This window comes from Methanolobus tindarius DSM 2278, from assembly GCF_000504205.1.
Taxonomy (GTDB): domain Archaea; phylum Halobacteriota; class Methanosarcinia; order Methanosarcinales; family Methanosarcinaceae; genus Methanolobus; species Methanolobus tindarius.
This window is the reverse complement of the sequence record NZ_AZAJ01000001.1, coordinates 1,451,964-1,469,936: the sequence shown is the minus strand read 5'-3', so window position 1 is coordinate 1,469,936 and position 17,973 is coordinate 1,451,964. Positions and strand designations below refer to the sequence as shown.

Genomic DNA, 17,973 nt, shown 5'->3' with positions numbered 1-17,973 from the left:
ATGGAAACCGGTTAAAGTCTAAAACTTACCGGTTCCTTCTAAGCAAAATGAGTAAGATTACAAAAACAAGACTCAAAGCTGAGAAGCCGGGAGTTGCAGATTGAGTTGTTTCTTCTTCAACTGCCATTTCATTTTCAATATTCCCTTCTAGGAATGCAACAGTGACTTCTTTTCCAGAGAGTTCCATTGATTTTTTGATTATCAGTTCATAGATTTCATCTATTTGGGAATCTGTGACTTCCATATCTTTACTAAATGTTATACTATAGCAGCCTTCTATATTCCATCCATTGCTAATGATTGGTCCATTAGGATAAACGTAGGGTTCAATATCTTCACGAATATCATTATGCAGGACATCAAGAATCGAATACACTTCTTGTTTCTCTTCATCAGAAGAAAAAACTGGCAAATCTCCTCTTATCTCAATTAGACCGGGACTTTCTTTAATGCTGTATGTATTAGAATAACTTATAGCTGCTATTTCTTCTGGTGCCAGATCAGAATCATCTTTTTCTGCCGCTTTTTCCTTTGCTGCAACATCTACTGCAATATCAAGAGCCAGTTTTGCAGCTTCAAGATCCTCATCTGTATTATCAGGGAATCTTTCCCAGGCATCAAGTAAATTCTGTTTTAGTTCGGGTTTTTCATCTTCTGATAAGAGTTCAGTTTCATCAATCCACTGCATCATGGTAGTTTTATCATCTTCTTTCGGGTTTAGCATGATACTTGCCAAAGCATAATATGCTTTATCCGAATCAGATGTGTCCTCAGATACAGCTCCGCATACTATACATGTAGATATAGCAGCAATTAGTAGAATTGATACGATAATCGAGCCTGTAATCTCCCTGTAATATTTCATTTTTCCACCTGTAAAAAGGGCATCAGGACTGTATGGTTTAAAGTAAGCAAGCCGTACACCCCACCCTGTGTATAATTGAGTTTTCTCCGAATACAAGAATTCTGTGCACCGACTTATAATGTTAAGAAACAAAGTTCTGAACAACAGATTCAGAACTTTTGTGGTAAAAACATGATTTAAATTTGTAATTGAATACAGCAATTGCTATCAAGCAGTTAGTGTCACCAGAAAAGAGATTGTAAAATGCGAGCCGGAAGGGAGTTGAACCCCTGGCCTACGGATTAAGAGTCCGTCGCTCTGCCTGGCTAAGCTACCGGCCCGCGTTGTCTTGCTAAGTTGAGCGAGACACCCATACGTACTAGCCTCATATATACGTTTCGGTTAATCCGCACTATATGTGACTATTCTTCATCAAATCAATGCCTCTGTTTATAGATTTCTTATGTGTCCAGCTCATTTTGTGTAGAACCACTGAATAAAAGCTGTAAGTTTCATCATGCTCCCAGAAACAATCTCATTAAAGAATCCAGTATTTTCAGAATACCAGCTTGATATTTTTCTTTTGAACATGAATCATAAATTCCATCAATCCCCTGGCTTGGACTGAAATTTGATTCGGATGCAACTGCCTGGACATCGAACATTTTTCCATTCTGTGCTATCTCCAAAGGAACATAGCCTCTCAGGATATTTCCTTCTTTTTCCATTTCCCATTTTGAAATTGTTATGCTGGGTGTTCCGTATTGGGTGGTGTGTATGAAGAAGTTATAGTCAACAGTCTCTTTTTCTGACACATTCCCAGCAAGTTTCATTTCCAGAACAACCGAGTCTCTGACTATTTCAGAGTCCAGTCGGACAATATCTACATGCTCATACCCGCTAAGTTCGGCTCCTGGCATTCCCTGATAGTCAATATCATGTATTCGGTCTTTCACATCGAATTCTATTTCCTTTTCCATTTTCTGACTTTGACCGTAACCAAGCAGTGTAATGAGCAGTAAAAAAACAACCAGTACAGTAATTGTTTTACGATTTATAAAACTCAGTTTCTCTGCGATATTCAAATTGATGACAGGTATATTCAATTTTTTGATGCTGTAAAGAGTAATTCCTATCAGGATGCATGAAATGAAAGCTGCTATTAATGAAGTTACAAAAGAAGAGAACGAGAGTTTAATTAAAACAATATAGAAAAAAAGTGAACTTATTCCTGCAATGATAGATATTTTTGTATTTTTAAATAAAAACTGAGCGGGAATGAGTCCCATTATAAACGGAATGACTGCCAATATCATTACATAAACAATAACAAATCCCAAAGTAGGCACATTAGTCATATTTTTTCCCAAACATATATTCATCCAGATTTCACATAGTGAAAAATAAAAACAAACTTATCTAAGTAAATTATTTATTGCTATAATAAGTTTTTGAAGAATCAATGGAGAAATACTTCCTATTGCAGCATTAAAGGTTATACATGCTTCACAACACACCTCGAGAGTCCCATAATCTCAACCATATCACTGTTATCAGGGCTCTGCACTATCAGATAAAATAGAAACACTTATTTATAAATAAATGTAGTTTTCCCCTTGGAGTTTTTATAATGTATTGTCCTAAATGTGGTAATTTTAATGAAGACACTGCTGTTTCATGTAGTGAATGTAATGCAAATTTGAGTTCTATTAATTCTCCAAACAATGGCCAATTACCTTATGCAGGATTTTGGATACGATTTGCTGCAAGATTTATTGATGGAGTTTTTTTGTATATATTTGGTTTAATTATTGGTGTAATTGCAGGTGTTTTGTTCCAGGGATCACTAGTTTTTATTCTGCTAAGTTCTATTATTGTTGGAATTAGTTATTTCGCAGGCTTTGAGAGTTCAGAAAAACAAGCAACAATTGGCAAACAAGTAGTTGGAATTAAAGTAATAGATTATGAAGGAAATAGAATATCCTTTGGAAAAGCAGTTGTTAGATCCATAGTCAAAGATGTAACCGCGTTGATGCTTGGAATTGGTTACATAGCCATTCCATTCTCTGAAAAGAAACAGGGACTCTATGACATGGCGGCTGAAACTTTTGTGGTTTATAAATAAAGCTTCTCAAAGGAAGCTTTCATTTACTTTCGGAAGGGTGAACTATAGTTCAAAAAAATTAAATGTGTTTAACAACACACCTTGAAAGCCCCATAATCTCAACCATATCACTGTTATCAGGGCTCTGAACAATCATCTGCCCTTTCTTCAGGTAAGGAATTCTCTTCTCAAATTCCTTTTTCACCTTCATGGTGCTGATTGCAGCATCATTACTGAGATTAAGAATCACACGCGTATTGATCTGCTTGAAAATTGTATCATCAATATCCTGTGGATCCTGTGTAATAAGGAAAAGTCCAAGTCCTTCCTTTCTTCCCTGACGTGCAGCATCAGCAAACTTGGAAATGAGTCTCCTTGAGTGCTCTCCACCTGCCTTTGCAAGATAACGGTGAGCTTCATCAAGTCCAAGGATAATTGGAGTTTCCTTCACAGCGGCCTCTCCTGAAGTGTTCAGTTTGTTATCGACTATCGTGCTCATCAAAGTTAGAGTAATAATGTCACGTATTCTTGAGTTTGTGATATACTCGGTAGGAAACACACTAACCTGTCCCGGTTTGAATATCTGTCCGAGAATCTCACTTATCGGTCTTGCAGGCTGGTCAAATACTCTTGCAAGAGCCCGGTTCTTTACCCTTCGCACGATACCATCATAGGAAGATTCGTGTATCTTACCACTTTCAACATACAGGTCTCTGGTTACATCGTTATCAATAAAATCCATGAAACCGCTGTAAGTGTGCTGTCCGGGTTTCTTGAAGTAATCTTCAAGCAGCAGGTCAACTCCTACATACTGCAATTCGGTCATGCCTACTGGTGCAATGAGCCACGAGTTGTTCTGCACTATTTCAAAGGGAATTGTGAACTCTATCTGCTCTGCTCTTGACCTGCCAGTGTAAGCTTCACCATTTATTTTTGCAACAAAGGTTTTCGTATTCCTGCATGCACCGAAATTAACTTTTTCGGCCCTGAATTTGAAATCATCATCATCTGTTATCTCAGGATTGTCCTCAAAGAGCTGGGAATACTCATCCTGTGGATCCATTATCACAAGACAGGGATTTCTCCTTTCCTCTGAACCACGGAGCTTGTAACGGTTATTCTCACTCATGAACTGACGCAGCAGGTTCTTTGTCAGGAAGGTCTTTCCAGTACCTGTACTTCCACATACAAGCATGTGCCTGAATATCAGAGGGTCTCCCATTAAGTAGTCATTTCTCAGGTAATATGGGACAGTAGGAGGAACAGCGTGTGTCTTTACAAGTTCCCCGCCAACGCTCAGGTGTCCCATGAAGATTCCTTCCTCAGGAATATTGAGACCGGTCTGTATCTTCTTTTTATCAGTTACAGGAAAAATAGGAGTATTTGGACGTGGTATCCTGTCGCTCATTCTCCTGTCAAGGATTCCCTTTCCCCTTGGTTCGTAAAGGATGCAAATAGGGTCAAGGTAAGCCAGGAACTTGTAGTCAACCTCATCTGTAGTATTGGACTGCAGCATCCTGCGAGAGTGGATCTCGGTCGCATCATCAACAGCATATTCCTGAAGGTACTGGAGTTTCCATATTCTTGCGAACAGGTCTTCATCTCCATACGGGACCATGACATAGGTTCCAAGTCTCACTTTCTGGCGGTGTGATGTTGTAATATATCCGGTAATTCTTGCTCCGGCTTCTGTTATTTCCAGCGGGTCAATTCCTGTGGTGATTATACCGAAAGCATCATCTGAAACTCCGTTCTGCATGTATGCATTGCTATCTGTTTCAGGTACAAGTTCCTCAAAATCATCTTCACCCGTTGCACTCAGTTTTTTGTCAATTGCCGGAATCTCGACATCCATTTCATCATCCATGTCGCCTGCAAAAGAAAGTATGTCCTTATCTCTCATCCTTCTCATCCCATCTTACACTGTTATAATTAGTATCAATTTTAGAATTCCTGAATCTGTCAATGATATTCTTTCTTTCAGGCACCGGTATCTTTGCTATTGAATCTGCCTTTGAAAGTGTCTTTGGTATTCCGTTAAGTGCCAGGTCGTAGAGCACTTTTCTCGTCATGCGGTTTCTCAGTTCTTCGTTCTTAACAAGCCCGTAAGGTGATTCTATTTTAAAAATTGTATTAAGCTTTGGAACATACGCCATGAAAAAACTAAGGGCATAATCCTCTGCATCGAATTTGCTGTCGGCAAGTTCCGCCACAAGCGGCGAAGTTGATTTCAGCATCTTTTCGTAGAACTGGTTTGGCTGCACGAACCAGTTTGTGTAGGTGATATATTTCTCAGCTTCCCGTCTCTTCATACCTGTTCTTTCAAGAGAAAGTGCATTCTTGAAGAATTGTGCATCTACAAGCCATGGGAGGTCAAGTTCAGGCTCCTGCTTCCTTAGTGCCAGCATTATCTGCATGTCCTCCGGGTTCTTTACAAAACCCACTAGAGGCTTCATATTTTCAATATGATGGTCCATTATGTCAATGTAATTCTGAATTATTTTCCTGCTACTGGGGTCGATGCTTATATTCACATCTTCGGAATTGACCACCATCCAGTACATTATTCTTTTAGGATAAATGGGACCATCCATTATGAAAAAATCATCATTTCCAATGCTGTCAAGCATCCAGAGTATGTGCTCTGATTCAGAAAGATAGAGAGCGATGTCGTGTAATATGTCAGTGACTTTTTTGTTGAGCAGCCCGGGTTGTACTTGAATTATCTTTTTTCTTCCACATCCTTCATCAAAAGATTCCCAGTCGTTACTGGTATTAAGATACACCTTATCACTCAAAGTATAAGCCGCTGCAACAATTGTCCTTTTGCTGTGAACGTCAAGGTCAGTAGGCGTACATGCCATAGCACAGTGGCAGAAATCGATGTACAGACCATTATCAAATGTCTTGGCAGTAGTGCTTCCACTGTCGCAGGAATAAGATACCGGGAAAGGATCTTCAGAATGCAGCATTCTCTCAATACTTGCTTTTCCACGTCTGACCGGTCCGATAGATCTTAACACTACCTTGCCGTTGTATTCAAGTTTCCTGAGCCTTTCAAGTATGTTTCTTACTTTTTCATTATCATCGCTGTCGTTTTCATCTTTTTTGAAACATTTATCAATACGGTCGACTATTTCATGTATCTCTTTTATGTGAACCGGCTCAAGGGTCATGCTAGGAAATAGTATCTGAATGATAATATTATTTTGTATTGAGTATTGAATTGATCATAGAATTTAAGCAGAGAATTAATATTCAATTTAGTTATTTAAGATGGGAAATCCCATTTTATTAACTCAATTTAATTTTGTATCTTGGAATGAATTTATTAAAATAGCCATCAATAGAGTATGTTTAATTTGTGAGGGTAAATTAAATTGATTAAACATAAAGTGGATTTTTTGAAAACCCTTATATACTTACTAAAATAAGAGTTATAACACATATATAAAGGCCTTCGATAGTCTGTATCGGAGTTTTAAATCATTATAAGAGGTTAAGAGGTAGTAATTATGGAAAGTTATCAGATATTCCTTATATTAATGGCAGTCTATTTGCTTGGACTCATTGGTATAGGATTATATTTTACAAAAAAGCAAAAATCTGTAACTGATTTCTGGCTTGCAGGCCGTAAGATCAGTTCAGTGGGAATTGGTTTCTCCGCAGCATCTTCATGGATGACTGCTGGTGGAATTCTATCAGTCATTGCACTTTACATGTTGCTTGGAATGGGCTCCATCTGGAGCTTTGTAGCCCCAAACATCATTGCACTGTTGTTGATCGCTCTGCTTGTAGGTAAAATAAAACACCTGCCTGCAATCACACAGCCTGAATTACTTGAACAGAGGTTCAGTAGTTCAATACGTGCGCCTGTTGCCGTTGTTATCGCAATCGTAATGGCTCTTTTCGCTGTTGCCGATATCAAGGGTTTCTCACTTGTACTAAGCATATTCTTTGGTCTTGAACCAATATACGCAGCGGCAATTGTAGCTCTTGCAATCTCAGTTTACGTAACACTTGGAGGTTTCTCCGCAGTTATCTGGACTGACATGATACAATTCATCATGCTTGCTACATTCTCACTTATAATTGCTTTTGTAGTTGTAACAGCAGCAACATCCGGGGCTGCCGATGCACCTGCCATGACAACTTCAGATCTTTTTGGTGATGTTCCTTCAGGATGGTGGAATCCGTTTATAATTGGTGTTCCGGCAGTGCTTATAGCTATTTTTGCCATAATTCCCGGATGGATCACAGAACAAGATCCATGGCAGAGAATATGGGCAGCAAAGGATGAAAAATCCGCAAGAAATGGTATGATCCTTGGTTCCTTCCTTATTTTCCTCATCTTCGGTGTTGCATGTACTGCAATAGCAATCAGTCTTAACCATATTTATCCTGAGATACCGGCTTCATTTGCAGAGATTGGAATGGGTGCAATGGCAGCAGCAGAACCGGCTCTTCTTGTCTACATTGTAAGCACTCTTTCACCAGTAGCAGTCGGTCTTTGTGCAGTTGGTCTTGCAGCAGCAGCAATGTCCTCTGCAGATACATTTGCAACTTCAGGTGGTTCATGTATTTCACGTGATATTTACCAGAGATACATAAAACCGGATGCAACAATGAAGCAGATGATGACAATAAACAGGATCAGTGTTCTCATTATCGTAGCACTTGCAACTGTTCTTTCATTCTACATTGACAGTATCATTGATGTAATCCACATTGCAACCTTTATTGCAAGTGCAGCCTACTTCTTCCCACTCATGGGAGGTCTTTTCTGGAAACGTGCAACAAAGCAAGGTGCTCTTGCAGGACTGATTGTTGGTGCAGTTGTACAGATTGGACTGACAGCTATAGATCTTGCAAACACCGCTCCATTTGCAACAGCTTATCTTGATACAGTTCATCCGGTTCTTTCAAACCATGGTGTAATTTTAGGAATGCTTCTCAGTGGAGTTGCTTTCTTTGGTGTCTCACTTGCAACAAAACCATCTGATATTGTAAACCTTGCTCCGTTCTTTGCTGATGAAGCAGAGAAGCTTGAGAAGGAGGCAATGATCGTTGACGAGTCAGATCCGGAATACAAGAAGCTTTCAAAGGTTATCGAAAAGGAAGTTACAGGAGATCGTGCAAGTGTTAAACTCAATTTGGAAGCATCTGCAACAATTAATTGGGACAGGTTTGTAACAGAACTCAAAAACATTCACCCATCCTGGGTAACTCCAACCGGAAGGGATTCTGTTTACAGGCTCACCAAGGCAGATATGCTTGCCTGTGTTTCACTTACCCGTGGAGACAGTGAAAAGGAGATATGGTTTGCAGCAGAACCACTTGCAGCTGATCTTGACCTGAGTGAAAAAGAGTTCCTTGTTGCTTTCAAGCAGGTTGCAGAGGCATTTGCAAACGTCGGATTGTTGCTGACATTACCTTCTGACAATTAAATACGGCAAACAGTTTTAATAACTTTAAGCTTCGGTATTTTTATCCGAAGCAATTATTTTTTTATGTAAGATTGATTTCATCTCTAATCACGAAATCCGTATTATTTTTCTATTTATTTCTATATTCATTTCAAATATCAGTATATTCTGTAAATATTCACTTCGTATATATTAAATAAATATAATTACCAAAACTATATCTAATGTTAGTCTAATATATTTTCCCGTGGTACCCATGGAATTGAAAAATCCTATATTAGACATTGAAATGACCGAAGAGAACAAGGCTCAGCTTACTTCTTTAAAGAATGGCTTTGAAGAGCTTAGCGCAGAAGAGAAACTTGATGTTATTGATTTCCAGAACATAATGCTGCAAAAAGTTTCCAATCACCGTGAAAAGTATGGAATGCCAGATAGCAGCCAGGCTCCAAATAGGGATGCAGATGAGATAATTTCTCACATGTCTCCAAAATCTCTGGACTATTCTCAGATGTGCATCAATTATTACGTCTCAAAGATTTCATCAACTCTTAGAAAATAACTGACTTTTTGTCAGTTTCATTTCTTTTTTTTACGTTTTGTATCCATTTTTTGTTTTATTTTTCAATAGCTTATTTGCAACCGTAAACTCCGTTTTTGCAAACATCAGTCAAAACTTATAAGTTAAATACAGGCAAATAAGAATGGCATGGCAGAGATAATCTTTGATGACATTGGCAGTTTTCCTCTTCCTGCAGGAACATCCAAAGAGTGGATGGCTGGAAAGTTCTCTGAGAAGAAAAGTGATGCAGACCTGTTTAAGGTTATAAATGATGCTTTCATGATGAAAGTGGAAGCTGGTGTTGAGGTGGCAACATATCCTCAGTATCAGGATATGAACGAGCAGTTCCTTTCTATTATCAGGGATCCGGATTGCACAGAGGAACCTTTCAAAGTCAAAGTCTCAGATGCCCGTATTATTGAACTTGAAGCGATTTCTGAAGTTGCAAAAACTTACAGGGAAGAAAACGGAGAAAAGCTCAATGTCCGTGTCTGTGTAACCGGCCCTCTTGAACTCTATCTTAAAGAGTTTGGTGGAACCGAATATGTGGACATACTGAACCTTCTGGGAGAAAGTGTTGACAGATTCGTGCAAAACTCACTTTCTGTTGCTACAGATTTCAATATTAAAACCATTTCAATTGACGAACCCAGCATAGGAATAAATCCTCAGGTTATGTTCTCTGACAATGATCTCATAAAAGCCATGGACACTGCATGCAGCTCAGCTAAAAAAGCCGGCTGTGATGTGGAAATTCACCTGCATTCACCACTGCATTACAAGCTTGCCTGCCAGACCGAGAATATCAGTGTCATAGGTGTCGAATCTGCAGCCACACCATCATATCTTGACCTTATTGATAAAAAGGAGCTCGAAGACAGCGATTCTTACATGAGGGTTGGAATTGCAAGAACAGATGTTTTCAACCTTGTTTCTGTTCTTAATGACAAATACAACACAAACGTCTGGAAAGAAACCCAGTATTTCCCTGAGATAATAAATGATATGGAAACCCCGGAGATTATCTCAAAGAGACTTTCAAAGGCATATTCCATGTTCGGAGAATCTATAAAGTATGCAGGTCCGGATTGTGGTCTTGGAGCATGGCCTTCCCAGGAAATAGCTGCTCAGCTATTGAGTAATGTTTCAAAGGGAATGAGCGATTTCAGGCAGTCATCTGAATAATCTTTCTGTTATTTTTCCTTTTTATCAGGCAAGGTATGGTTCCAGAATACCATCAATTGATCCCATTACTTTATCTACAATTCCAAGTGTGACATAGGTTTCAATATACGCTGCAAGAAGAAGTGTCAATACAATCAGTGCTGCCATTTTCCATGTATATGATAAAAAAAGGTACTCTTTTGTGGTCTCAAAAATATATTCCGTATCTTTAAGGAGACTTTCAATCTCATCCCCGGTAAAAAGCTTGTTTTTGATAACATCCTGTGCCTGGATATGCGCAAAATGATACCCAACTGCTGCTGCCACAAGGAGCGCGGGGATTTCTATGATTCCATGGGGAATAATCGAGATAAAAAAGTAGACCACATTATAGAATAGTCCAAGAACAATTCCCTTTTCACCAAATAGTTCAAAGCCGGTCAGCGCCCCGTTGAAAGTAAAGTATGCAAGCAGGATTCCCATAATTGTTCCATTGACAAGCAGTATCAAAAGTGGAACAGTGTATGGAAGCATATATGAGAACATACGGTACTCATATTTTCCATAGCCACAATACTGCCAGATGGTGTCCACTTTTTCGTTGTTCTCACTTTTTATTTCTAACATGTCCGGGTCAAGTGCAGATGCGATACGCATAAGCACCTTATATAAGGGCATCATGGTTTTTTCCATAAGAATTGAAAGACCGGCATAATACCTGTTCTTTGGTCTCATGGCAATATCACCAATCAGCAATTTGTGCACCATCATGAAAAGACCTGTACCGATAATTGCACAACATGCCGCAAGGCTGTTAAAGAAAAAAATAGCCCACATGGGGTTTATATATACGGAAGTTACAGCAACTTTAGACGTTGCAGCCGAAGCAGTGGACATAATTACTTCACTTACTACTTCACTGGCAGGCTCCGGTTCAGGAGTAAGGAATGTCAGGGTGTAAGCCACTATAGCAAGGATAAACGCAAAAAAGACAGATAACAGAAATACTTTGCAAGTCCATACGATATCCTTTGCACCGATACTGAAACTGTTCATGTTTTTGTATTCTCCACTTCTCATGTATGGCACTTTTACTATTTTATAAATTATCGATGCATTGAAATACCTTATGCATTATATAATTGTATTACTATATTACTACTCTAGTATATTACTATTCATTACGTTTGGGAAGTATATCAATGCGAATACCTACAGGAATAGAGGGTTTTGATGACCTTGTACAGGGCGGTTTGCTTACAGAGAGGGTTTATGTGTTAAGCGGCCCTCCCGGAAGTGGAAAAACAACTTTTGGAGTTCAGTTCCTTGCCAACGGTGCAAGTGCAGGTGAAGTTGGACTCTATGTGACCCTGCTGGAATGCCCCCAGAACATTATTAATGATATGTCAAATTACGACATGAATGTTCCCGGTTTGATCAAGATGAAAAAGCTCTTATTTGCTGATCTTGGTCCGCGCATGGAATATGGATATATGGACGAAGTCAGCGAGTTTATTACTACGGATTATGATGTGGGAACAAGTTCAATTGAGACTGAGGCACCTTCTCCTTCAATGGTCTTTAAGGAAATAGCAGCATATGTCTCGGAATATGATGTTAAAAGGCTCGTTATTGATTCAGTATCAGCTATCCGTTTCACAACCAGAGACCTGTCGCTTCAGGAAAAAGAAATGAGCAGGTTCATGCGCAATCTCAAAAAACTGGGTTGCACTACTTTGATACTATCTGAAATGACCGATCCGACTGCTTATTCTACTGAACAGTTTGCTGCTCATGGTGTAATATTCATGCATAACTTCCTTTATGACAGGACAATGACACGTGCTGTTCAGGTTATTAAGATGCGTGGAACAAAACATGATTGTAATATGAGAAGTGTTTCATTCTCAGAAAAAGGACTGAAAGTAGAAGGCTATCTAGAATAACGGTTGTCTGTTATGGTAAGGATATTCAAAAAACAAGAGGATGAGAAAAAAGAACTTCCTCATGATGGAAAAGTCCAGCTTGCAGATGCTTCGCGAAGACTGGGCTTTGAAGTAGGTTACCATCGTCACTCAGAAATTGGATGGGTACGTGACAAGCTGGTCCAGATATACAGCTTTGCCGATCAGTATGATCTCAATGATTTTGTAAAAGAACATTACAACCAGGGAAAAGAGGAGGGTGCCAAGGCAAAGGATCGCGATACTAAATCCGGACTTACCAGAATGGCTAATGGTAAAGCAGAGCCGGAAGTACCTCCGAATTTTACTATTGAAAGAACCAAGAATGAACATTCTGTTCCCGGTAAAAGGTCTGGTTTTAGTAATGCCGAGTATGACTTTTCCGGTCCATCAGAAGTGACACGCCAGCCAAGGCTTGTAGATCTTCCTGATAATATAGAAAGAGCTAAAGTTGTGGAAAGACCTTCATTTCTGGAAGGTGCAAAGCATCTGACACCTAAGAAGAAGTAAACAAAAACACAAAAAAAATTTATTGTTCATGCCCGTAGGCAATGAACCTCTGTTTTTCATCCAGGTTAGAAAGAATGAACCTGTCATCTTTAATGTAGGAAATTTCCTTGCTTCCTTCAAGTTTTAATGTGTATTCCTTTCCAGGATTTGCGGTATCAACAGTGTTTCCAGCTTCATTGATCTCTACAACCCTTACAGGGGAAGACTGAAGTCCGACATAAAGGTGTAACATATCATTTACATTGAATGATTTTGCAAGGGGTGAAACCCTGCAGCTTAGCACGAAGTTTGTTGCAACTGTCTCTTCGTTTGAGACAACAAATCCCCTGTCGATATCTTTGGACTGGATGCCTTTCAGTGCAAGTCCTACTCTGGCCCCGGCCGGAGCAGATTTTACATCTACATCGTGCATCTGTATTGACCTGATCTCAAGCTCTTTCTTTGTGGGATATGCGATCATTTTGTCCTTCATGTTGATAGTTCCCTGTTCTACAACACCCAGGACAACACAACCGATACCTGTAACATTGAAAGACTGGTCAATCATAATTCTTGGGCTAAGTCCGTCAAGTTCCCTTTGTTCTTCGTCAACTTTAGCGCCAATCTCAAAAATGAGTTCTTTGAGTTCTTCCATTCCTTCAAATGAACTTGTGGAAATTGACATATAATCCCAGTTTTCAAGTGCTGTTCCCTTAGTAAGATTCTGAAGCTTAGCTTTCAGTTCGTCAACAGCAAAAGGATAGGTGGCATCTGCCTTTGTGAGAACTACAATACCATGTTTGTATTGCATAAGGTCAAGTGCGATGATACATTCTGCAGCCTGCGGGTCGAGTCCTTCAGGCGGGATGCATAAAAGTGCAATATCTGAAAGATTGAGTGCTGTGATAAGAGGTTTAACAGATACCGGATAACCGGTGGCATCAATGGTTGTGAGTATGCTGTCATTCTTGGCATAATCGTACATTGTTACGTCAGTGACGTTACCTTTCTTTCCAAGTTTTCCGGCAAGAGTGGTCTTACCGCTTTTCTCACTTCCGATGATAGCAATCTTTGTCATGTAGGCACCTTTGTTGTGGTTTACGAATTAATCTATTCAGATATATGTCTTTTTCATGACCACAACTGACCTTCTAACATTGCAAGTGTCTTATCATTTGTGCTTTTATTCACCTTTTTTATCTCAGCCACGTATTCGTCCCCCTTTCTCTCAATTTCCCCAAGTGCAACGTAGAGCCCGAACCTGTCAAGATAATCCCTGAATTTGAAAATAGTTTCCCGGTCTTTCACACGTATGCGAAATTCATCGGATATTCTTTCTCCGCTTTCAACCTGTTCAATGGTTTTCTTCATAGGGAGAAGTATACTTTCCCCAAGTCTCAGGCATCTTTCTCTGAATTCTTCTTCATTTTCGCTCCACTCATGTGACTGGAATCCTTCACGAATGACTCTTGAATATAGATAATCTCTTCCGGCTTCATTGTAGAATTTAAATGCCTGCTTCAGATCAGAACAATTACTTTCAGAACACGTGTATTTCATTGGTTGCAATACCATTGCCGGATCTTTGATAACAACTCCTTCTCTTCCTTTTTTCCCAAGTTCCTTTATTATTTCTGTTATCTTAGAAGAGGCGCTATTGATTCTGAAATCTCCAAAGAGTCTGACCTGGTTGAATCCATATTTTCCGGCAAGTTCTCTTCGTCGATGAACCGGCAGAGCTTCTCCTGTATTTTTGTAACGTATGTCAAAAACAAAGAAATCCAGTGATTCTATTCCATAAGCTTCTTTCTGAACATACGGATTTTCGGGTCCTGTCATTTCTCCATAGACCACAAGGTCAGGATGTTCCCTGAAAAAATCCGGTTCAAGAAAATTCTGTATTCGTTCAGTAGAATAAGGGCATACATGGCCGCTGCGGGTAAATGCAATGAGTTTTTCCCTAAATTCTATTACGCGGACATTGTATCCGTTCATTTTCTCTTCAACTGAAACTGAAGAGATTTCACTGAAATTGTTCAGCAGAGCTGGCTCAAGGAGCATTGCTCTTTTAATCTTTGGAAAACCACGCACCAGTTCAAAAGTTCCATGGTGGTCGATGAGCACGGTCCCATCTTCCATTTGTGGTGCATGTCCCTGAAACCTGTAAATATCGTAGTATTCATCCCAATTGCGTTTCAGGTTTCCTTTTTCAACAAGGTCTGAAATTTTAGAAGGTGGGAGTTCAAGAAACTCTGCCACCTTTTCAATATTCAGTTCTGAATTTCTGGAGTTTTTCATCTCCATTCACCCGGGACTTTATTCCGCCATTCCCTGGATGATGCTTCTTCTGGTGATAAGTCCCACCATGTGTCCCTCAAGATTTACAACAGGAAGACCTCCATAATTCTCTTCGAGCATAATTTTGGCTGCATCACTTGCGCTTGTATTGGTGTAAACAGTCTTAACTCCCATTTTCATGATATCTTCAACAATGAGATTCTTTATGCGGGATTCCTGCTTACTTCCTTCAACAAGGTCACGGAAAGAACGCATTGCCTTTGCAATATCCTTTTCAGTAACAATTCCCACAAGTTTGTCTCCTTCTACAATAGGGACTCTTCCGATATTGTTGTCAAGCATTATTCTCCTTACATGACTTACACGGTCTGCAGGCCCTGCAACAATTGGGTTTTTCTGCATTACTTCACCGGCAAATCCGGCGATGTTGTTGTTCCTGAGTATCTCGTTAGGTGTGACCCATCCGACTACCTGGTCATTCTCAACCACAACAGCTATCCCTCCATTCTTTACGAGAAGAGTTATAACGTCAGTGACTTTTGTTTCAGGGAGCACCTTTACGAAATTATCTGATACAGCGGTTGCAACATGTAGGGAAGAAGCAGGCTTGCTTCCCTTCTTTCGTGTTCCAAGTTCCTTTGTAAGGTTTCTCATTGTGAGTATTCCAAGCATCTTTCCATCGTGTTTCACCAGAAGACGTCTTGTTCCCTTCTTGTCCATCATGTCAAGTGCATGGGAAATAGTATCTGACTTATCTACGGCCAGTGGTTCTGCCATAATTTCCTTAACTTCCATTTCAATTCCTCTTCTTTGTTTTGTTTCTATGGTCTGCTTATGCTTGCTGTACTGCCCTGATTATATCGCGCCTGTTTATGAGTCCTACAATGTTACCTCCATTAGATACCGGAAGTGCTATTGTGTGCTCTGAGAGCATTATTCTTGCTGCGTTTGTTGCCTTGTTGTTTATGTCGATTACATGTGGGAGTTCTGTCATGATATCTTCCGCAACAAGAGGAACTTCCTTTACGTAACGGTACTCCTTCACACCTGCGGGTGTTGAGCGTCTTGTCATTTTAATGCTCTTTGAAGGAAGATTCCCCTCGTTATCAGCCATCTGGTTGAATGCGACACTGGCTGTTGTGATCATACCGACCGCTTCATCTGCATCATCATTTACAATGACGTAATTGGTCTGGTTTTCTTCCATTTCGTGTATCACATGGTTTATTGTGTGGTGCCTGTGAACGAACACAATATCATCTGTTATTACTTCTGAAACTTTGGTTTTAATATCCTGCTCGGAGTAATACTTCATTATGTCCGTTCCTGTAATTATTCCAAGCACTTCTCTGTTTACAACAGCAAGTGAGTTTATTCCATTCTCTATCATGAGTTCACATGCCTGGGCGGGTGTAGCTCCAGGATAAATCGTGATGGGGTTCTCGTGCATTACCATGCTCACCGGTATCTTGTCAATTGGCCTCCTTCTCCACATTGGTTCGGCCTGTGCGAGCCTCTTTCCAAGGTCTGTCTTTGTGACAATACCGACCATCTCTTCCTTTTCAGCTACCACCAGGGTGCTGATCTTATGCTTAAGCATAAGCTTTCTTGCATGTGCTACGGTTTCTTCCGGTGCTATGGTGTATACCGGTGAACTCATAATGTCTTTCACATTCATGTTGTTCCTCCTTTTTGGAAGCCTGAACTTTAATTGTCCAGACCTGCAGGATATTTCTATTGACTATTCTGCAAAGAGCGCAACCTTTTTTGGCTTTATCCGCCCTTTGATCTCAACTTTGCTTTAACGATATAGATTTGGACCTGTACTCTCCCAAAGAGAACCAGTCCAATGTTTTTGATTACCACTTTAAGTGGTATTCCCGTTGGTATCGGGTTTTCTTCTCCACCTCCTTATTAACAATTAGCGTCAACTGATACAGCAATACTTTCATGCTTGCTGTTTGTAAATCCAAAAGGCATGGCTATGGCTCTGGAGTATGGTGCTTTTTGGCCTAGAATGGATGGTTCCTTTGTTTCTGCGACCTGATATTTAAATCCCAATTAAATCACTGTGCTCCATAACATCGCAAAATTAATGCAATTACCTGGTGATAATATGCAGATGTTTTGCGAAAGACATTCCAACCTCTTGGTAAACGATCCTACCTGCTGGTATAGCGAATTTCTTCTCAAAACGCAGTTAATATTTTGTGCCTGTCTTCAGTAACAGTTAATCCAGCAAACACGAAAATCCAGGAACTCACAATTTTTCCCGGCCTAAATACAGGTGTTGCTTTGAATATCGATACATTTTTTCTTTTAAGATATATCGGGACAGACATTTGTTTCACCAACTTGAAGTGTCCTTAATCAGCTGACCAGTCAGAACTAGTCATAGTAACCTTCTTCCTCTTTGCAGTCTTCGCACAGCATCAATCCGTTAACATCCGTCAGGCTGTCTACCAGAGCTCCGCAACGCTGGCAAATGCCACGCTCAAGTTCCGGCTCATGCTGAATGTTGTTTTCATGATGAAGTTCGATCATTTCTTCCAGAATAGTGTTCAGACCCGGAGCTATGGCTAGTATATCCCTGTCCGTTATCATTCCCACTATTTTGTCTCCTTCCATCACAGCAAGCCTTCTGATGTCAGACTTGACCATCATTCCGGCAGCCTCAATTATATTCGTAGTAGGCTTTGTTGCTATGATAGGTGATGACATTATTTCTCTGGCTGTCATCTCAGAGGGTAGTACATTTCTGGAAACGGTTTTCACCAGAATGTCATGCTCAGTAATGATACCTATACTGTCACCATTTTCTGTAACGACAATGCTGCCAGTACCACTTTCTGCCATCCTGTTCGCAACATCGAGAACACTGGCAGTGGTATCAATGTCAAAAATTTCCTTTGACATTATTTCCCTGACCGACATCTCATTTTCAATCTCCATTATGGAGACATCGGTTTCCATGTCATCATGAGCATTCAAGACCATAAGACGTACCCCAGAATCCTGGATTAAAGGAATCGATTACCTATAGTCCACTAAATAAAATTGGACTTTTATTGTATATATAGGTGTTCGTGGATTTCAAGCACCACACATATGGCCAAAAATCT

18 protein-coding genes and 1 tRNA gene are annotated in these 17,973 nt (G+C 39.9%); 6 read left to right on the top strand and 13 right to left on the bottom strand.

Annotated features, from left to right (window positions below; all coding sequences use genetic code 11):
• Window positions 1-25: 25 nt before the first annotated feature.
• The 3 genes from METTI_RS07170 to METTI_RS07160 form a co-directional block, all read right to left on the bottom strand.
• Window positions 26-865 carry a hypothetical protein gene (locus METTI_RS07170; RefSeq protein ID WP_023845151.1) on the bottom strand — a complete coding sequence of 280 codons (840 nt, stop codon included), beginning with the start codon at window positions 863-865 and terminating at the stop codon, window positions 26-28.
• A gap of 246 nt (window positions 866-1,111) precedes the next feature.
• Window positions 1,112-1,185: transfer RNA gene (locus METTI_RS07165), tRNA-Lys, on the bottom strand.
• A 174-nt stretch (window positions 1,186-1,359) separates the two neighbouring features.
• Window positions 1,360-2,202 (bottom strand): hypothetical protein, encoded by an 843-nt coding sequence (locus tag METTI_RS07160; RefSeq protein ID WP_023845150.1) that lies wholly within the window; start codon window positions 2,200-2,202, stop codon window positions 1,360-1,362.
• Window positions 2,203-2,474: 272 nt separating this feature from the next.
• On the opposite strand from METTI_RS07160, the gene METTI_RS07155 reads away from it, so the two are divergent.
• Window positions 2,475-2,969, top strand: coding sequence for an RDD family protein (locus METTI_RS07155; RefSeq protein ID WP_023845149.1), 495 nt, complete (start codon window positions 2,475-2,477; stop codon window positions 2,967-2,969).
• 58 nt (window positions 2,970-3,027) lie between these two features.
• On the opposite strand, the gene METTI_RS07150 is transcribed toward METTI_RS07155, so the two are convergent.
• Together METTI_RS07150 and METTI_RS07145 are read right to left on the bottom strand one after the other, a co-directional pair.
• Window positions 3,028-4,851 (bottom strand): ATP-binding protein, encoded by a 1,824-nt coding sequence (locus METTI_RS07150; protein ID WP_023845148.1) that lies wholly within the window; start codon window positions 4,849-4,851, stop codon window positions 3,028-3,030.
• Window positions 4,841-6,124 (bottom strand): DNA double-strand break repair nuclease NurA, encoded by a 1,284-nt coding sequence (locus METTI_RS07145; protein ID WP_023845147.1) that lies wholly within the window; start codon window positions 6,122-6,124, stop codon window positions 4,841-4,843. The genes METTI_RS07150 and METTI_RS07145 overlap by 11 nt, the downstream gene beginning before the upstream one ends.
• Window positions 6,125-6,463: 339 nt before the next feature.
• Here METTI_RS07145 and METTI_RS07140 point away from each other — a divergent pair, with 339 nt between their 5' ends.
• The 3 genes from METTI_RS07140 (at window position 6,464) to METTI_RS07130 (ending at window position 10,121) form a co-directional block, all read left to right on the top strand.
• On the top strand, window positions 6,464-8,395 hold the full coding sequence (locus METTI_RS07140; protein WP_023845146.1) for a sodium:solute symporter family protein: 1,932 nt from the start codon (window positions 6,464-6,466) through the stop codon (window positions 8,393-8,395).
• Window positions 8,396-8,630: 235 nt separating this feature from the next.
• Entirely contained in the window at window positions 8,631-8,936 is a 306-nt protein-coding gene (locus tag METTI_RS07135) for a hypothetical protein (protein ID WP_023845145.1), read from the top strand.
• 147 nt (window positions 8,937-9,083) lie between these two features.
• A complete protein-coding gene (locus tag METTI_RS07130) occupies window positions 9,084-10,121 on the top strand; it encodes a methionine synthase (RefSeq protein WP_023845144.1) in 1,038 nt (345 codons plus the stop codon).
• Between the two features lie 24 nt (window positions 10,122-10,145).
• On the opposite strand, the gene METTI_RS07125 is transcribed toward METTI_RS07130, so the two are convergent.
• Window positions 10,146-11,180 (bottom strand): stage II sporulation protein M, encoded by a 1,035-nt coding sequence (locus tag METTI_RS07125; protein WP_023845143.1) that lies wholly within the window; start codon window positions 11,178-11,180, stop codon window positions 10,146-10,148.
• Between the two features lie 122 nt (window positions 11,181-11,302).
• On the opposite strand from METTI_RS07125, the gene METTI_RS07120 reads away from it, so the two are divergent.
• Together METTI_RS07120 and METTI_RS07115 are read left to right on the top strand one after the other, a co-directional pair.
• Window positions 11,303-12,046 carry an RAD55 family ATPase gene (locus tag METTI_RS07120; protein WP_023845142.1) on the top strand — a complete coding sequence of 248 codons (744 nt, stop codon included), beginning with the start codon at window positions 11,303-11,305 and terminating at the stop codon, window positions 12,044-12,046.
• 12 nt (window positions 12,047-12,058) lie between these two features.
• Window positions 12,059-12,574: a hypothetical protein gene (locus METTI_RS07115; RefSeq protein ID WP_023845141.1), complete on the top strand. Its 516-nt coding sequence runs from the start codon at window positions 12,059-12,061 to the stop codon at window positions 12,572-12,574.
• 19 nt (window positions 12,575-12,593) lie between these two features.
• Here the strand turns inward: METTI_RS07115 and METTI_RS07110 are convergent, their stop codons facing one another.
• The 7 genes from METTI_RS07110 to METTI_RS07090 all read right to left on the bottom strand — a co-directional run bounded on the left by METTI_RS07110 (window position 12,594) and on the right by METTI_RS07090 (window position 17,848).
• Window positions 12,594-13,631 (bottom strand): EF-Tu/IF-2/RF-3 family GTPase, encoded by a 1,038-nt coding sequence (locus tag METTI_RS07110; protein WP_023845140.1) that lies wholly within the window; start codon window positions 13,629-13,631, stop codon window positions 12,594-12,596.
• A gap of 53 nt (window positions 13,632-13,684) precedes the next feature.
• On the bottom strand, window positions 13,685-14,851 hold the full coding sequence (locus METTI_RS07105; RefSeq protein WP_048135914.1) for an RNA ligase: 1,167 nt from the start codon (window positions 14,849-14,851) through the stop codon (window positions 13,685-13,687).
• Between the two features lie 18 nt (window positions 14,852-14,869).
• Window positions 14,870-15,646 (bottom strand): CBS domain-containing protein, encoded by a 777-nt coding sequence (locus tag METTI_RS07100; RefSeq protein WP_023845138.1) that lies wholly within the window; start codon window positions 15,644-15,646, stop codon window positions 14,870-14,872.
• 37 nt (window positions 15,647-15,683) lie between these two features.
• Window positions 15,684-16,529, bottom strand: coding sequence for a CBS domain-containing protein (locus tag METTI_RS07095; protein ID WP_023845137.1), 846 nt, complete (start codon window positions 16,527-16,529; stop codon window positions 15,684-15,686).
• Window positions 16,530-16,765: 236 nt separating this feature from the next.
• Window positions 16,766-16,912, bottom strand: a complete 147-nt coding sequence (locus METTI_RS15740; protein WP_156916261.1) for a hypothetical protein — start codon at window positions 16,910-16,912, stop codon at window positions 16,766-16,768.
• Between the two features lie 128 nt (window positions 16,913-17,040).
• Complete coding sequence (locus tag METTI_RS15735; RefSeq protein WP_156916260.1) at window positions 17,041-17,193, bottom strand: hypothetical protein; 153 nt, start codon at window positions 17,191-17,193, stop codon at window positions 17,041-17,043.
• 46 nt (window positions 17,194-17,239) lie between these two features.
• Window positions 17,240-17,848, bottom strand: coding sequence for a CBS domain-containing protein (locus METTI_RS07090; RefSeq protein ID WP_023845136.1), 609 nt, complete (start codon window positions 17,846-17,848; stop codon window positions 17,240-17,242).
• Window positions 17,849-17,973 lie beyond the last annotated feature (125 nt).

What these genes read in the sequence shown, in the direction of transcription:
- METTI_RS07170 (WP_023845151.1), bottom strand. Translation starts at nt 865, where the DNA reads ATGAAATATTACAGGGAGATTACAGGCTCGATTATCGTATCAATTCTA.
- METTI_RS07160 (WP_023845150.1), bottom strand. Translation starts at nt 2,202, where the DNA reads ATGACTAATGTGCCTACTTTGGGATTTGTTATTGTTTATGTAATGATA.
- METTI_RS07155 (WP_023845149.1), top strand. Translation starts at nt 2,475, where the DNA reads ATGTATTGTCCTAAATGTGGTAATTTTAATGAAGACACTGCTGTTTCA.
- METTI_RS07150 (WP_023845148.1), bottom strand. Translation starts at nt 4,851, where the DNA reads ATGAGAGATAAGGACATACTTTCTTTTGCAGGCGACATGGATGATGAA.
- METTI_RS07145 (WP_023845147.1), bottom strand. Translation starts at nt 6,124, where the DNA reads ATGACCCTTGAGCCGGTTCACATAAAAGAGATACATGAAATAGTCGAC.
- METTI_RS07140 (WP_023845146.1), top strand. Translation starts at nt 6,464, where the DNA reads ATGGAAAGTTATCAGATATTCCTTATATTAATGGCAGTCTATTTGCTT.
- METTI_RS07135 (WP_023845145.1), top strand. Translation starts at nt 8,631, where the DNA reads ATGGAATTGAAAAATCCTATATTAGACATTGAAATGACCGAAGAGAAC.
- METTI_RS07130 (WP_023845144.1), top strand. Translation starts at nt 9,084, where the DNA reads ATGGCAGAGATAATCTTTGATGACATTGGCAGTTTTCCTCTTCCTGCA.
- METTI_RS07125 (WP_023845143.1), bottom strand. Translation starts at nt 11,180, where the DNA reads ATGAGAAGTGGAGAATACAAAAACATGAACAGTTTCAGTATCGGTGCA.
- METTI_RS07120 (WP_023845142.1), top strand. Translation starts at nt 11,303, where the DNA reads ATGCGAATACCTACAGGAATAGAGGGTTTTGATGACCTTGTACAGGGC.
- METTI_RS07115 (WP_023845141.1), top strand. Translation starts at nt 12,059, where the DNA reads ATGGTAAGGATATTCAAAAAACAAGAGGATGAGAAAAAAGAACTTCCT.
- METTI_RS07110 (WP_023845140.1), bottom strand. Translation starts at nt 13,631, where the DNA reads ATGACAAAGATTGCTATCATCGGAAGTGAGAAAAGCGGTAAGACCACT.
- METTI_RS07105 (WP_048135914.1), bottom strand. Translation starts at nt 14,851, where the DNA reads ATGAAAAACTCCAGAAATTCAGAACTGAATATTGAAAAGGTGGCAGAG.
- METTI_RS07100 (WP_023845138.1), bottom strand. Translation starts at nt 15,646, where the DNA reads ATGGAAGTTAAGGAAATTATGGCAGAACCACTGGCCGTAGATAAGTCA.
- METTI_RS07095 (WP_023845137.1), bottom strand. Translation starts at nt 16,529, where the DNA reads ATGAATGTGAAAGACATTATGAGTTCACCGGTATACACCATAGCACCG.
- METTI_RS15735 (WP_156916260.1), bottom strand. Translation starts at nt 17,193, where the DNA reads ATGTCTGTCCCGATATATCTTAAAAGAAAAAATGTATCGATATTCAAA.
- METTI_RS07090 (WP_023845136.1), bottom strand. Translation starts at nt 17,848, where the DNA reads ATGGTCTTGAATGCTCATGATGACATGGAAACCGATGTCTCCATAATG.